Raw genomic sequence first — 14,225 nt, 5'->3', positions numbered from 1 at the left:
CACGTCAGATAATGGCGTCGGCGTCCGGCCGTACGAGGGCGGGCCTTGGAAACCACCGTTGCGCAGGCGTGCATCGGCGCACCGCAGGCGCGCGTCGGCGCACCGGTTGCGCCACGCGGTGCGAAACGCCTGCTTTCACGCGCTCCCACGCTGGCGCCGCGCGGAGGCGCCCGCAACGGGTCGACGACGTCCGCGCGCTCAGCGGCGGGTGAGCCGCCAGCAGCGGTGGATGCGCGCGTCCCGCTCGAAATCGGGCGGAATCGTGCTCGCCGAAATGTCCTCGACGTGTGCGAACGACGCGATCTCCGCCTCGTCGAGCCGGAAGCGACGGTAGTTGTTCGAGAAATACAGCACGCCGCCGGGCGCGAGACGCGCGACGGCCGCACGGAGCAGCCGGACGTGCGTCGCCTGCACGTCGAAGTCGCGCGCGCGCTTGGAGTTCGAGAACGTCGGCGGGTCGCAGAAGACGAGGTCGTACTGCGCGGTGTCGGCCTCGAGCCAGGCGAGCGCATCGGCCTGCACGAGGCGGTGGCGTGCGCCGCCGAGCCCGTTTTCAGCGAGGTTGTCCACGCACCACTGCAGGTAGGTGCCGGACAGGTCGACGGTCGTCGTCGTGCGCGCGCCACCGAGCGCGGCGTGCACGGTGGCTGCGCCGGTGTAGGCGAACAGGTTGAGGAAGCGCGTGTCGTGCGCCTCGTCGGCGATGCGCAGGCGCATCGGCCGATGATCGAGGAACAGGCCCGTGTCGAGGTAATCGAACAGGTTCACGCGCAGCCGCGCATCGCCTTCGCGCACGACGATGAAATCGCCGCGCGTGTCGAACCGCCCGTACTTGCTGCCGCCCTTACCCGTGGCGCGCGTCTTGAGCGCGACACGCTCGCGCGGCACGTCGAACACCTCGCGTGCAGCGGCGAGCAGGTCGTTGAGCCGGCGCCGCTGCAGGTCGGCCGGAATGTCGGCCGGCGCGGCGTATTCCTGCACGTGCAGCCAGGTGCGTTCGCGCTCGGGCACGCGGCCCGTGTCGTCCACCGCAACATAGACGTCGATCGCGGCCGAGTATTCGGGCAGGTCGGCGTCGTAAGCGCGGAATGCGCCGATGTCTTCGCGCTCGCGCCAGGTCTTGAGCTTGCGCAGGTTCTTGCGAAGCCGGTTCGCGACCATCTGCGCGTTCTCGGGCAGCGCAGGCGCGGCGTCGGCCGTGCGCTCGCGCTGCGGCGGCGCGATGCGCTCGACGTCGAGCAGCGTGCATTCGATCGCACCGTTGAACATCGTGTAGGTCTTGCGTGCGCGCAGGCCCGTCGCATGGGCAAGCTCGACGCTGCCGCACAGCAGGCTCGCGCGCCATTCGGGCGCGGCGCGGCGCAGCGCATCGCCGAGCGCGCGGTAGAGCGCGGGATCGGCTTGGAGTCGCAGGTCGTACGGTGGGTTACAGGCGACAAGACCGGGCGCCGCCGCGCGGTCGGTGGACTTCGCAGCCCCCGCCGCGGTCGCGTCGAGCGGCGTGGGAGCGGTGTCGGCGCGCGACGGGTCGCCCGGCTCCGCGCGGTCGGCCGGTGCGGGGGGTTTCGCGCGCGCGCCTGCCCACGGGTTCGGCGCGGCCGAATCTGCATGTCCATCGGGAGCCGCGTCGGCGGGGGCACCTGCGCTGCCTCCACCGTGGCGGTCGGCTGACGCGCCCATTGAGTTGGTCGGCAGTTCCACCATCGAGCGCACGCGCTCCAGCCCTGCGAGCGCCTCCGCGTCGAGCGTGCGAATGTCGCCCACGCGCCACCCGATCGCATCCATGAGCCCCGCGTGTGCGGCGTTGTCGCGCGCGATGCGGATTGCGTCCGGATCGACATCGAATCCGAGGAACATCGGACGCAGCGCTGCACGCCCGACGCGCTCACGCGCGATCGCCTCGTCGACGAGCCCGCGCCAAGTGCTCTTATCGAAGCCGAGCCAGCGCGTCGGCGCCGCGTGCCCGCACCGCAGCAGGCCGGGCGCGACGTCCGCGGCCATGAGCGCGCCTTCGATGAGCAATGTGCCGCTGCCGCACATCGGATCGACCAGTGCGCCGCCGTCGGCATACACCCGCGGCCAGCGGCCGCGCATGAGCACGGCGGCTCCAAGCGTCTCCTTCAGCGGCGCCTCGCCCTGCGCCAACCGCCAGCCGCGGCGGTGCATGGGGCCGCCGGACAGGTCGATCGATACCGTCGCACGGCCCTTGCGCACGACAAGGTGCACCCGCAGGTCGGGGGCGTCGACGTCGACGTCCGGCCGAATGCCACCCGCGCCGCGCACGGTGTCGACGATCGCGTCCTTGACGCGCTGTGCCGCGTAGCGCGCATGCGTGAGCGCGTCGCCCGAGACGTGCGCATCGACCGCGATCGTGTCGCCCTCCGACAGGTGTTCGGGCCATGCGATCGCGGCGACGCCCGCGTACAACGCGTGCTCGTCGGCGCATTCGAATTCGGCCAGCGGCCACAGCACGCGGCTGGCGAGGCGCGACCACAACACGGCGCGCTGCGCGTCGACCGGCGTGCCCTCGACGTTGACGCCGGCAACGGTGGCCGTCGCGCGCGCGCAGCCGAGAGCGAGCAACTCGTCGGCCAGCAGGTATTCGAGGCCCTTGCCGCAGCTCGCGAAGAATTTCATCGGTTACAACCCCTCGAGCAGCGCCGCGAACGCACGGGCGCTCGCGTCGACGTGGTCGGCAAGGCGATGCGCATCGTCGACGAGCAGCAGCCGCGCGCGGCGCGTGTGTGCCCAATCGACGACATGCATCGCCGGAATCAGTTCATCGTCCCAGCCGTGGACGATCGACGTCGGCACCGCGGCGGCATCCAGCGCAGGCGCGGCGCCCATGCGCGTCGGCGGCGCCAGCAGGAACAGCGCCGCCACCGGCACCTCGAGCGTCACGCGCGCGCTGATGTACGCGCCGAGGCTGGAGCCGGCGAGCACGAGCGGCCCGCGAGCAGCGGCGGCCTGCGCGAGGTCGAGCAGGCGCTGCTGGCGTGCGAGCACGTCGCCGAGTTCACTGACCTCACGCTTTGCGTCGAGGTCGCGGTAGTCGGGGCGCTCGCAGCTCCAGCCGAGCGCGGTCGCCGCCGCTTCGAGCGCGGTGACCTTGGTCGCGTCGGGGCCGCTTTCGAACCCGTGCGAGAGGATGCAGTGGCCGCGGGCCGTCATTGCAGATCCAATTCGGCTTGCAATGCCGCAACGGTGTCGCCACGGCGGATCCGCCCGCCGTCGATCACGCGTGCGCAAAGGCCGCCGTGCCCGCGCATCGCGTTATAACCGCCCGGCCCGAGCGCCTCTTCCATCTTCGAGCATGGATCGCACGGGCTCGTACCCTCGAGCACGACGTCGCCGACGCGGAAGCGCCGGCCCTTGAGCGCGATGACGGGGATGCCCGATACGACGAGGTTGCGGCGCAGCGTGGCCGGATGCACGGCGTCTAGGCCCGCGAGCGTCGCGATCACCGGCAGGTGCTCGGCCTGGATCAGGGTCACGCCGCGCTTGCCGCTGCCGCCGGCGTAACGATCGCCGACCAAGCCGGCACCGGTTTCCGCGCTCACCTCGTCGCACTCGATGACCGGCTCATCGCGCCCCGGCCGCACGCCGATCCACTCGACGCGGCCGCTGCGCGGCAGCGAGGCCATGAGGCGGCCGAGCGCGGAATCGGCGGGAGGCAGTTTCATCGCGGGCTCCGGAGCGGGGCCGAATGCTAGCATCCGGCGCATGGTGCCCGAGCTTCCGCCCCTGCCCGTGCAGGTCGACCCGCTGCCGTACGAAGCGCGTCTCGACGTGCGCCCGGCCGAGCAGATCGACCTCGTCGTCATCCACTGCACCGAGCTGCCCGATCTCGCCATGGCGCGGCGCTGGGGCGAACAGGTGCAGTACACGGGCTCCGGCACCGGCAACAGCGGCCACTACTACGTCGACCGCGACGGCACGGTGCACCGCTATGTCGATCCGCTGCGCGTCGCGCACCACACGCGCGGCTACAACCCGCGCTCGATCGGCATCGAACTCGTCAACACCGGCCGCTACCCGAACTGGCTCGCCGCCGACCACCAGGCGATGGACGAGCCCTACCCGGACGCGCAGATCGACGCGCTGATCGCGCTGCTGCAGCGCCTGCACGCCGAGCACCCGACGCTGCGGTTCATTGCAGGCCACGAAGACCTCGACACCGCGCGGGAACCCGCGAGCGACGACCCGACGCGCGAGGTGTTCCGCAAGCGCGACCCGGGCCCGCAGTTCCCGTGGGAGCGCGTGCTGCAGCAAGTGGGGTTCGAGCGACTGCGGCCGTAGCCGCAGTCCGCCCCTAGGTCGGCGGAGCCTATCGAGGGCGGCGTACGGCTCATCGCCGATCGTAGGTGCCGCGCCCTGCCCTCCTAAGCGTTCGAAGATGGCCGACCGAGGCGCCGCCAACCCGCCGCGCCCGTACTCGCACCGCTACCATGCGCACGTCGCCAGGGGGCCGCATGCGCAACGCCGAATTCTCGTTCCACCATCCCGTCGCGTTCTGGATCGGCTGCGCGCTGATCACGGCCGGCGTCTTCGCGCACGCGCCGATGTTCCTCATGGGCGAGCACACCCACTGGCAGATGGTCGGCATGCCGATGACGGCCGAGATGTGGGCCGGCATGGCGATGATCCCGCTTGGCCTCGTGCTGTCGGCCTACGGCATGCTGCCGCGGCGGCCCGCGCTTGCGCCTGCGGCAGGCTTCGCGCCGCTGCGCTTCCACGTGGCCGACGGCGTACCGCTTAACCGTGAGCACTGGACGCTGGTCGCGGTGCTCGTGGTCACGCTCGCGATCGACGTCATGAAGCCCGCGACGCTCGGCTTCGTGATGCCGGGCCTCAGCGCGGAGTACGAGATCGGCAAGTCACGCGCGAGCCTGCTCGCCTTGTGCGCGCTAACCGGCACGACAGTCGGCTCGGTCGTTTGGGGCCGCATCGCGGACCGCTTCGGCCGGCGTGCGGCGATCCTGCTGTCGGCGCTGATGTTCATCGGCACCGCGATCTGCGGCGCGATGCCGTCGTTCGAATGGAACCTCGCGATGTGCTTCCTCATGGGCGCGTCAGCGGGCGGCTTGCTGCCGATCACGTTCACGCTGATGGCCGAGACTGTCCCGGCCTCGCATCGCGGCTGGCTGCTCGTCGCGCTCGGCGGCATCGGCACCTCGGCCGGCTACCTGCTGGCGGCCGGCGCCGCGGCCGTGCTCGAGCCGATGTTCAGCTGGCGCGTGCTGTGGCTGCTCGGGCTGCCGACCGGCGCGATCATCATCCTGCTCAACCGCTGGATCCCGGAGTCGCCGCGCTTCCTGTCGAGCATGGGCCTGCACGAGCAGGCGCGGGCGCTGCTGCAGCGCTTCGCCGGCCGCCGCGACGGCGTGGAGCCTGACGACGCCGCGCACCCCGGCGCGCCCGTCATCGACGAATCGCACCCGGTCGCGAGCACACGCCAACTGCTGCAGGGCCGCCATGCGGCCATCACCTGGAGCCTCCTCGTTGCGGGCACCGCATGGGGACTCGTGAATTTCGGCTTCCTGCTGTGGCTGCCGGTCAACCTCACCGAACTGGGCGTGGACCCGGCCGGCGCAAGCGCGCTGCTCGCGAAGTCGGCGATCTACGCGCTGCCCGGCATCGGCCTCGTCATCTGGCTGTACCACCGCTGGAGCAGCTTCAAGTCGCTGGTCCTGTTCCTCGCGCTCACGGCGGGTGCACTTCTCGTGTTCGGCGCGCTCGAGGCGACCGGCGCGCGGTCGGCGCTGCTTACGACACTTGCAACCGCCGCGCTGCTCGTGAGCGTCAGCGGCGTGATCGCGATGCTGATCCCGTACGCGGCCGAGATCTACCCACTGCGCTTGCGCGGCACCGGCTCGGGCGCGATCGCGGCGAGCTCGAAGTTCGGCGGCATCGTCGGCGCGGGCCTCGGCGTGGTGGGCTTTTTTGACAACTTCCTCGCATCCGCGTTGTTGCTGGCGGCGCCAATGGCGGTGTCGGCGGTCATGCTCTGGCGCAGCGGCGTGGAGACGCGCGGCTTCGGGCTCGAAGAAATCCAGACGGCGATCGCGACGCGGTAGCCGCCGCGTTCCGTGAGCGCGGACACCAAACAGCCTGCTCGACGCGACGGGAGCCGCGGACCCACCGGCCTGTAAAAAGTGCCGCCCTATACTGACGCCCCGCATTCCGGCACGACCATGACGACGTCACCCGTTTCAGAGCTCATTGAGCTGCTTTCGCTCGAGCGCCTCGAAGTCAACCTGTTCCGCGGCCAGAGCCGCGATATCGGCACGAAGTACGTGTTTGGCGGGCAGGTGCTCGGGCAGGCGCTGTCGGCTGCACAGTCGACGATGACCGAGCCGCGCACAGCCCATTCGCTGCACGCTTACTTCCTCAAGGCCGGCGACATCGAAGCCCCGATCGTCTATCAGGTCGACCGCACGCGCGACGGCGGCAGTTTTTCGGTGCGTCGCGTCACGGCCATCCAGCACGGCCAGCCGATCTTTTTCCTCGCGGCCTCGTTCCAGAAGGACGAGGAAGGCGGCGAGCACCAGCTCACGATGCCCGAGGTGCCGATGCCTGAGGACGTCGACCCTTCGCCGACGGTGCCACCTCAGGTGATGGCGAAGCTGCCGGAGAAGATCCAGCGCTGGCTGTCACGCCAAGGGCCGTTCGAGTTCCGCCAGGTCTACCCGCGCGACGAGCTCAAGCCGCCGAAGCGGCCGCCCTACCAGCAGGTGTGGTTCCGCCTGACCGAGAAGGTCGGCGACGCCGCCGAACTGCACCGCGCGTTGCTTGCGTACGCGTCGGACTTCCACCTGCTCGGAACGGCGACGTTCCCGCATGGCATCAGCTACTACCAGCCGAACGTGCAGATGGCGTCGCTCGACCACGCGCTGTGGTTCCATCGTCCGTTCCGCGCCGACGACTGGCTGCTGTATTCGCTCGACAGCCCGAGCGCGCAAGGCGGCCGTGGCCTCGCCCGCGGCATGATCTACGACCGTCAGGGCCGGCTTGTGGCCAGCACCGCGCAGGAAGGCCTGATCCGCGTCGTGCAGTCGGCCGCAGCGGTCGGCCAGGTGCCTGCCAAGGGCTGAGGCCCGCCCGTTCCGGACCGAGGATTGACCGATGCGCCAGGTGTTCAGCAGCCCGCGGCTCGAGAACGTGGAACGTGTCGCGCAGTTGCTGCGCGACGACGATATCGAGGTGCGCGTCACGCAGGGCCGCTCGTACAAGGGCAACCGCCGGGGGGCATTCAGCTACAGCGAGAAGGGCGGGCCGCAGCCTGCGGTGTGGGTCGCGAAGTCGGAGGACCAAGTGCGCGCGCGTGAGCTGCTGCGTGCAGCGGGTTTGATCGACAGCACGCGCGGCGCGGGGCCTGGGAATGCGCCGTTCCGCTTCGAACCCAAGACGCAGGCGGGCCCCGATGCGTCGCGCCGTCGCGCCACGCGTATCAAGCTCGCCCTGGTCGGCGGCATTGTCATCGTGGGGGGCATGGCCGTCTTCGATGCACTGCGCAGCCCGCCGGCGCCGCAGTTCGCCTCGCCCCCGTTTGGGACGCAGCAGGCGACGCCGCCAAGTGCTGCGCGAGCAGCGTTTGCGCATGCGTACGACGAGGCCAATCTCCCCGTCCTCTGCCTGTCGGTCGACGGGCGGGACGCCCCTGCAGCGCTGATCGACACCGTCGCCCGCAAACCGTTCACGTCGGTTCCAGCGTCGCACTGCCGTCGCGTGGCCGACAGCGAGACCGGCAGCGTGCTGCCCAACACCCGCCAACCGGCGCTGATCGTCGAAGTGCGCCGGTTCACGCCGAGCGCGCCCGATGCAGCGACCGTCGAACTCGAGGCGTACCACCACCAGCTGTACGGCAGCTACAAAACGCTGCAATTGCGGTACGTCGACGGGGCCTGGCGCGTCACCGACACGCTGCGACACGTCTCGATGCAGGGCTGAGACCCCCGCCCGCACGCCGAAGCGTGCGCATGAATCGCTGTCAAACCGCGTTCCGGCTGCGGCCCGTCACGCGGCGCAGCCAGGAACGCGGGTTTATTCTCAGTCGATGGGCTCCCAGCACCTGCACGGCGACGACCTGCGTCTCTTCCACACGAGTGAGCACCCGTGTGGTTACTGGCCTGACCGGGTCGCGCGCGACCTCGTCCTCGATCCACGCGACCCGCGCCTCGCCCATTGGTATCCGCTTGCGCTCGGCTGGGGGTTTCGCCGCTCGGGTGACATCGTCTATCGCCCGCATTGCGGGGCCTGCCGCGCATGCGTGGCGGTGCGCATCCCGGTCGACCGCTTTACGCCGAGCCGCAGCCAGCGACGCACGCTGGCTCGCAATGCGCAGGTGCAGATGCGCGTCTGCGCGCCCGACCGCACGGACGAGCAGCTCGCGCTGTATCGCCGCTACCTGAAGGCGCGCCACGCAGGCGGCGGCATGGACACGCACGGCGCTTCCGAGTTTGACCAATTCCTGATCGGCAGCTGGAACGAGGGGCGATTCCTCGAATTCCGCGACCCCGCGCCAAGCGGAAGAGGCCCGGGCCCCTTGCGCGCCGTCGCGGTGACCGATGTCACCGCCGATGCGCTGTCGGCGGTCTACACCTTCTACGACCCCGACCACGTCGACCGCGGGCTCGGCACGCTGGCGATCCTTCACCAGATCGAATGGGCGCGCCGCGAGCACCGCGGCCACGTGTACCTGGGCTACTGGCTCGCGCGCCACGGCAAGATGGACTACAAGCGCCGCTTCCGCCCGCTCGAGGGGTTCGACGGCCGCCACTGGCGCGATCTGGCAGAGACCGTGGACGCGTGAGCCGGCGGTCGTCGGAAGCCGTCTGGTGGCGCGGGCCCGCGTTCTGGCTGGGCCTCGCGGCCGGCGTGCTCGTCACTGCCTGCGTGCGCGTGAACGTGCATGGCACGCGGCCCGGCCCCGAGCCACTGCGGGTGGCGACCTACAACACCTCGCTGTACGACGACGTCTCCGGCCGGCTGATCAACCGGCTTGAAGCCGGCGACGAGCCGGCGCGCCGCATCGCCGCCGTGCTGCAACGGGTTCGGCCGGACATCGTCCTGCTCAACGAGTTCGACTTCGATCCGGCGCATCGGGCGGCCGATCTGTTCCAGCGGCATTACCTCGAAGTGGCGCAATCCGGCGGCGGCAGGCCCCTCCACTACCCGTACCGATTCCTCGCGCCAGTGAACACCGGCGTGCCGAGCGGGCTGGATCTCGATCGCAGCGGGAGCCTGCCCGGCGTTGATGCGGGCGCTGACGATCCCGCCGAAGCCGCACGCAAGCGCGGCAACAACGCCTGGGGTTACGGCCTGCACCCCGGGCAGTACGGGATGCTTGTGCTCTCGCGTTTCCCGATCGACGCGAACGCCGTGCGCACGTTCCAGCGGCTGCGCTGGAGCACGCTGCCGGGCGCGCATGCGCCGGTCGATCCGGAGACGGGTCAGCCGTGGTACCCGCCGCACGTCTGGTCGCAACTCCGGCTGTCGTCGAAATCGCACTGGGACGTCCCCGTGCACACGCCGCAGGGCGTGCTGCACCTGTTGGCGGCCCATCCGACGCCGCCGGTGTTCGACGGCCCGGAAAATCGCAACGGCCTGCGCAACTTCGACGAGATCGGGCTGTGGAAGCGCTATCTCGACGGCGGCAGCTCGAAATGGCTGTGCGATGACCGCGGCCGCTGCGGTGGCCTGTCGCCCGACGCCGCATTCGTGATCGCCGGCGATTACAACGCGGATCCGACCGACGGCGAAGGCGAGCCGGGGGCGATCGCGCAGCTCGTCGCGCATCCGCGCGTCAACGGCTCCGTCGTGCCCCGCAGCGCAGGCGCGCCCGAGCGCGCATCGGCGCACAGCCTGCCGCGTCGCGGCGACACGGCCGCGCACACCGGCGACTTCGGCCCGCGGACCGGCACGCTTCGTCTCGATTACGTGTTGCCCTCGCGCGAGCTGCGCGTGCACGATGCCGGCGTCTTCTGGCCGCCGGCCGACTCGCCCGATGCGGCCCTCGCAGGCGCGAGCGACCATCGCGCCGTGTGGATCGACGTCACCCTGCCCGCCACTGACTAGCCCGCGGTCTCATCCGCAGGCGGTCTACCCTGGATCCGAGCCCGCGATGGGATACGAAGCAATCAACCTGATCGACAAATTCGCGCGTATCGACGCCCAGTGGTCGCCCCGCGTCGTGGCTGAAATGAACGACGTGCAGTTCAAGCTCGCGAAGATCGAGGGCGAGTTCATCTGGCACCGTCACGACGACACCGACGAGGTGTTCATCGTCATCGAAGGCCGCCTCGTCCTCGAATTCCGCGACGGGCGCGTCGAGCTCGGCAGCGGCGAGATGTTCGTCGTGCCCCGCGGCGTCGAGCACCGCCCGATCGCCGATGGTGAATGCCGGATCATGCTCGTCGAGCCCCGCGGGGTCGTGAACACCGGCGACGCGGGCGGCGACCGCACCGCGCCGAACGACCTCTGGGTGTAGCGGCGCGGCCGCGCCGAGGCCTCAGACGCACACGGCAGCAGTGAGGGCTCGGCGCGCTTAGGGCTGAGCCGGCGTCTGCACCGGCTCGGGGCCCGCATCGGAATCGGGCATCGCCTGCGACGGCGCATCCACCGGCGATGCGGTCGGACCGAGTGGCGGCAACGCCGTGGTCAGCCCGCCGGCAGGACGCGGCATGAAGCCGAACGGCGCGTCGGCCCGCGAAGAGACGATGAGCTTGACCATGTTCGTCGGCACGATGAACTCCAGGTCCGTCTCCCGCCCCTCGCGATCGCAGCCCAGCAGCGTCATCTCGACGAAGCTGCCCGCCGTGTCGACGTCGCGGCACACGAGGTGCTTGCCCTGGGGGCCATCGCACAGGTACGGCGTGACGCAGGCGCCGAGCGCCTCGAGCGCGTTGTCGTAGAGGAAAACCGCGTAACCGTGCTGCTCGGGCATTGCCTCTCTCCGTCAAACCGAACCTGGACCCGATCGAGCCGCTCAGCGCAGCGCAATGTGGAGTTTCTCTGCCGCCTCGCGAGCGCGTGCGCGGGCCTCGTCGACGTCCGCACCAGTCGCGAGCGTGACGCCGACCCGGCGCTTGCCCTCGACGCGCGGCTTGCCGAACAGTCGCAGCTGCGACGTCGGCACGGCGAGCGCGGCGTCGACCGCGTCGAACACCGGCACGCCGTTGCCTTCGGCCAGCACCGCGCACGAGGCCGACGTGGCCAGCAGCGGCACGTCGCCGCCGTCGTCCGCCGGGATCGGCAGGCCGAGGATCGCGCGCGCGTGCAGTGCGAACTCGCTGAGCGTTTGCGAGGCGAGTGTCACCAGCCCGGTGTCATGGGGGCGTGGCGAGACCTCGCTGAACCACACCTCGTCGCCCCGCACGAACAACTCGACGCCGAACAATCCCCACCCGCCGAGCGCGTCCGTGATGCGCCGCGCGATGTCGCGTGAGCGCTCGAGTGCGAGCGCGCTCATCGGCTGCGGCTGCCAGCTTTCGCGGTAGTCGCCGTCGCGCTGCAGGTGCCCGATCGGCGCGCAGAAACTCGTCCCACGCGCGTGACGCACGGTGAGCAGGGTGATTTCGTACTCGAAGTCGACGAAGCCTTCGACAATGACGCGCCCGGCGCCCGCCCGGCCGCCGCTCTGCGCGTAGTCCCACGCGGCGTCGACCCCCGCCGCGTCGCGCAGCGTGCTCTGGCCCTTGCCCGAGGACGACATCACCGGCTTGACCACGCAGGGCACGCCGATCGCGTCGACGGCCTCGCGGTATTCGGCGCGGGTGTCGACAAAGCGGTACGGCGACACGGGCAGGCCGAGCTCTTCCGCAGCGAGGCGGCGGATGCCTTCGCGGTCCATCGTCAGTCGCGTCGCGCGCGCGGTCGGCACGATGCGCGTTGCGGTGCCACGCTCGGCGAACTCGTGCTCGAGCTCCACCAGCGTCTGCGTGTGGATCGCCTCGATCTCCGGCACGATCAGGTGCGGCCGCTCCAGCGCGACCAGATCGCGCAGCGCGGTCGCGTCCAGCATGTCGATCACGTGCGCGCGGTGCGCGACCTGCATCGCCGGTGCATCGGCGTAACGGTCGGCCGCGATGACTTCGACGCCGAGCCGCTGCAGCTCGATCGCGACTTCCTTGCCGAGTTCGCCCGAACCGAGCAGCAGCACGCGCGTGGCGTGCGGGGTCAGCGGCGTGCCGAGCGAAACCGGGGCATCGGAAGGCGTCATGGCGGAGCGTCCTGGCGGAAAGGCGCGCAGTCTACCGTCGGTGTGCACGACACAAGTGCGTGCGTCGGCCAACGGGTTGGGAGCCGCGCGCGTGCATGCGATCCTGCCGCCATGTCGCCCCGCATCCGCCCTGCCGCACTGCTGCGCCTCGCATGGACGATCGCGTTCGCGCTGCTGCTGACTGCATGCGCCGCCGAGTCGCCCGAAGACACATCGGGTGCACGCCTGAGCGGCCTGGTCGTCGACCCGCAGCTCGATGAAATCAGCGGCCTCGCTGCATCCCGCCTGCACCCCGGCGTGCTGTGGTCCGTCGATGACGGCGGCAACCCCGAGCGCCTGTTCGCGATCGACGCGCGCGGGCAGCGCATCGCGACGTTCCGCGTCGAGGGCGTGCCGAAGACCGACTGGGAAGACCTGGCTTCGTTCGAACTCGATGGCCGCGCGTACCTGCTGATCGCGGACGTGGGCGACAACGGCGGGCTGCGTCGTTCGCTGCAGCTGCATGTGGTCGAAGAGCCCGCACGGCTCGAGAATGCACGGCTCAAGCCGGCCTGGTCGATCGCGTTCCGCTGGCCCGACGGGCCACGGGACTGCGAGGCCGTGGGCGTCGATGTCGCGCGCCGGCAGGTGCTGCTGGTCTCGAAGAAACGCGAGCCGCCCGAGCTGTTTCGCCTGCCGCTTCGCGCGCCCGACGAGGGGCTGCTCACCGCGCGCCGCGTCGGCACCCTCGCGGGCGTGCCGCGCCCGGTCGCGACGCCTGATCGTCCGCTGACGCGCCTTCAGCGCATGCAGAGTCACGTCACCGCCGCCGACGTGTCACCGGACGGGCACACGCTCGCCGTGATGACGTACCGCCACCTGCTGCTGTACCGGCGCGATGCGCGGCAGTCGTGGCGGAGCGCCGTGACCGACGCACCGGACGTGCGGGTGCTGCCGGTGCTGCCACAGGCCGAGGCGTTGGCCTGGTCGCGCGACGGGCGGACGCTGTACGCGACGGGCGAGTTCATCCCAGCGCCGCTCTACCGGATCGTGCCCTGACCACGACCGTTCGTCGGCTCACCGCCCACTCTCGATTTTTGGTGATATCTTTTTGATATCAACCTACGCGTCAGCGTGCACCTGAGAGGAGCGACGGTCATGCAAGAGAAAACCATCCGGTCCCTGCCCGGCATCCCGATGCTGCTCGCCCTGCTCGTGGCAGTGGCGGGATGCGCTGTCGCGTTCCTGGACGGTGCCGGCGACGGCGACCGAGTGCAGGCGCTCGTCGCCGCGCTGGCGGGCGCGATCGCCGTGTTCTGCCTGTTCGGCCTGTACATGGTCGAGCCGAATCAGGCCGCGGTGCTGAGCCTGTTCGGCAAGTACGTCGGCACCGTGAAGCACGACGGCCTGCGCTGGAACAACCCCTTCTATTCCAAGCGCAAGGTCAGCCTGCGCGTGCGCAACTTCGAGAGCGGCAAGCTCAAGGTCAACGAGCTCGACGGCAGCCCGATCGAGATCGCCGCCGTGATCGTCTGGCAGGTCGTCGACTCGGCCGAAGCGGTCTACAACGTCGACGAGTACGAAAGCTTCGTGCACATCCAATCCGAGTCCGCGCTGCGCGGCATGGCGACGAGCTATCCGTACGACCAGCACGAAGAAGGCCAGCTTGCGCTGCGCAGCCACGCGCTCGAGATCAGCCATCACCTCAAGGCCGAGCTCGGCGAGCGGCTCGCCGACGCCGGCGTGGCGGTGCTCGATGCACGCATCAGCCATCTCGCCTACGCCCCGGAGATCGCACACGCAATGCTGCAGCGGCAGCAGGCGAACGCCGTCATCGCGGCGCGCACGCGCATCGTCGCGGGCGCGGTCGGCATGGTCGAAATGGCGCTCGCGGAGCTCGAGAAGAGCGGCACCGTGAAGCTCGACGAGGAGCGTCGCGCCCACATGGTGAGCAACCTGCTCGTCGTGCTCTGCAGCGATCGCGGGACGCAACCGGTCGTCAACGCCGGCACGCTGTACTGAGGAG

At 70.3% G+C, this 14,225-nt stretch carries 14 protein-coding genes; 9 read left to right on the top strand and 5 right to left on the bottom strand.

Features of this window, described 5'->3' with window-relative positions:
• Window positions 1-198: 198 nt before the first annotated feature.
• The 3 genes from rlmKL to IE075_RS00840 are packed head-to-tail and all read right to left on the bottom strand — an operon-like array spanning window position 199 to window position 3,683.
• Entirely contained in the window at window positions 199-2,637 is a 2,439-nt protein-coding gene (gene rlmKL / locus IE075_RS00850; RefSeq protein ID WP_229792248.1) for a bifunctional 23S rRNA (guanine(2069)-N(7))-methyltransferase RlmK/23S rRNA (guanine(2445)-N(2))-methyltransferase RlmL, read from the bottom strand.
• A gap of 3 nt (window positions 2,638-2,640) precedes the next feature.
• A complete protein-coding gene (locus tag IE075_RS00845; RefSeq protein ID WP_189452407.1) occupies window positions 2,641-3,171 on the bottom strand; it encodes an alpha/beta hydrolase in 531 nt (176 codons plus the stop codon).
• Window positions 3,168-3,683, bottom strand: a complete 516-nt coding sequence (locus IE075_RS00840; protein WP_189452405.1) for an MOSC domain-containing protein — start codon at window positions 3,681-3,683, stop codon at window positions 3,168-3,170. The genes IE075_RS00845 and IE075_RS00840 overlap by 4 nt, the downstream gene beginning before the upstream one ends.
• 40 nt (window positions 3,684-3,723) lie before the next feature.
• Between IE075_RS00840 and IE075_RS00835 the strand changes: the two genes are divergently transcribed.
• The 7 genes from IE075_RS00835 to IE075_RS00805 all read left to right on the top strand — a co-directional run bounded on the left by IE075_RS00835 (window position 3,724) and on the right by IE075_RS00805 (window position 10,489).
• Window positions 3,724-4,299, top strand: a complete 576-nt coding sequence (locus IE075_RS00835) for an N-acetylmuramoyl-L-alanine amidase (RefSeq protein ID WP_189452403.1) — start codon at window positions 3,724-3,726, stop codon at window positions 4,297-4,299.
• Window positions 4,300-4,472: 173 nt separating this feature from the next.
• Complete coding sequence (locus tag IE075_RS00830) at window positions 4,473-6,077, top strand: MFS transporter (RefSeq protein ID WP_189452401.1); 1,605 nt, start codon at window positions 4,473-4,475, stop codon at window positions 6,075-6,077.
• 117 nt (window positions 6,078-6,194) lie between these two features.
• On the top strand, window positions 6,195-7,094 hold the full coding sequence (tesB, locus tag IE075_RS00825) for an acyl-CoA thioesterase II (RefSeq protein WP_189452399.1): 900 nt from the start codon (window positions 6,195-6,197) through the stop codon (window positions 7,092-7,094).
• A 31-nt stretch (window positions 7,095-7,125) separates the two neighbouring features.
• Window positions 7,126-7,950, top strand: a complete 825-nt coding sequence (locus IE075_RS00820) for a hypothetical protein (protein ID WP_189452397.1) — start codon at window positions 7,126-7,128, stop codon at window positions 7,948-7,950.
• 106 nt (window positions 7,951-8,056) lie between these two features.
• A complete protein-coding gene (locus IE075_RS00815) occupies window positions 8,057-8,812 on the top strand; it encodes an arginyltransferase (protein ID WP_189452395.1) in 756 nt (251 codons plus the stop codon).
• Window positions 8,707-10,077 (top strand): endonuclease/exonuclease/phosphatase family protein, encoded by a 1,371-nt coding sequence (locus tag IE075_RS00810; protein ID WP_425489345.1) that lies wholly within the window; start codon window positions 8,707-8,709, stop codon window positions 10,075-10,077. Before IE075_RS00815 ends, IE075_RS00810 begins: the two co-directional genes overlap by 106 nt.
• A gap of 46 nt (window positions 10,078-10,123) precedes the next feature.
• Window positions 10,124-10,489 carry a cupin domain-containing protein gene (locus IE075_RS00805; protein WP_189452393.1) on the top strand — a complete coding sequence of 122 codons (366 nt, stop codon included), beginning with the start codon at window positions 10,124-10,126 and terminating at the stop codon, window positions 10,487-10,489.
• Between the two features lie 57 nt (window positions 10,490-10,546).
• Here the strand turns inward: IE075_RS00805 and IE075_RS00800 are convergent, their stop codons facing one another.
• Window positions 10,547-10,945, bottom strand: a complete 399-nt coding sequence (locus IE075_RS00800; protein WP_189452391.1) for a hypothetical protein — start codon at window positions 10,943-10,945, stop codon at window positions 10,547-10,549.
• Window positions 10,946-10,987: 42 nt separating this feature from the next.
• Entirely contained in the window at window positions 10,988-12,220 is a 1,233-nt protein-coding gene (gene purT / locus IE075_RS00795) for a formate-dependent phosphoribosylglycinamide formyltransferase (protein ID WP_189452389.1), read from the bottom strand.
• A gap of 111 nt (window positions 12,221-12,331) precedes the next feature.
• Between purT and IE075_RS00790 the strand changes: the two genes are divergently transcribed.
• Both IE075_RS00790 and IE075_RS00785 read left to right on the top strand, forming a co-directional pair.
• Window positions 12,332-13,258, top strand: a complete 927-nt coding sequence (locus IE075_RS00790) for a hypothetical protein (protein ID WP_189452387.1) — start codon at window positions 12,332-12,334, stop codon at window positions 13,256-13,258.
• Between the two features lie 99 nt (window positions 13,259-13,357).
• A complete protein-coding gene (locus IE075_RS00785; RefSeq protein WP_189452385.1) occupies window positions 13,358-14,221 on the top strand; it encodes an SPFH domain-containing protein in 864 nt (287 codons plus the stop codon).
• The last annotated feature ends 4 nt before the right edge of the window (window positions 14,222-14,225 follow it).

Origin of the sequence: Cognatilysobacter bugurensis (genome assembly GCF_014652095.1) — a bacterium.
Lineage (GTDB): Bacteria > Pseudomonadota > Gammaproteobacteria > Xanthomonadales > Xanthomonadaceae > Cognatilysobacter > Cognatilysobacter bugurensis.
This window is presented reverse-complemented; position numbering and strand designations above follow the sequence as displayed.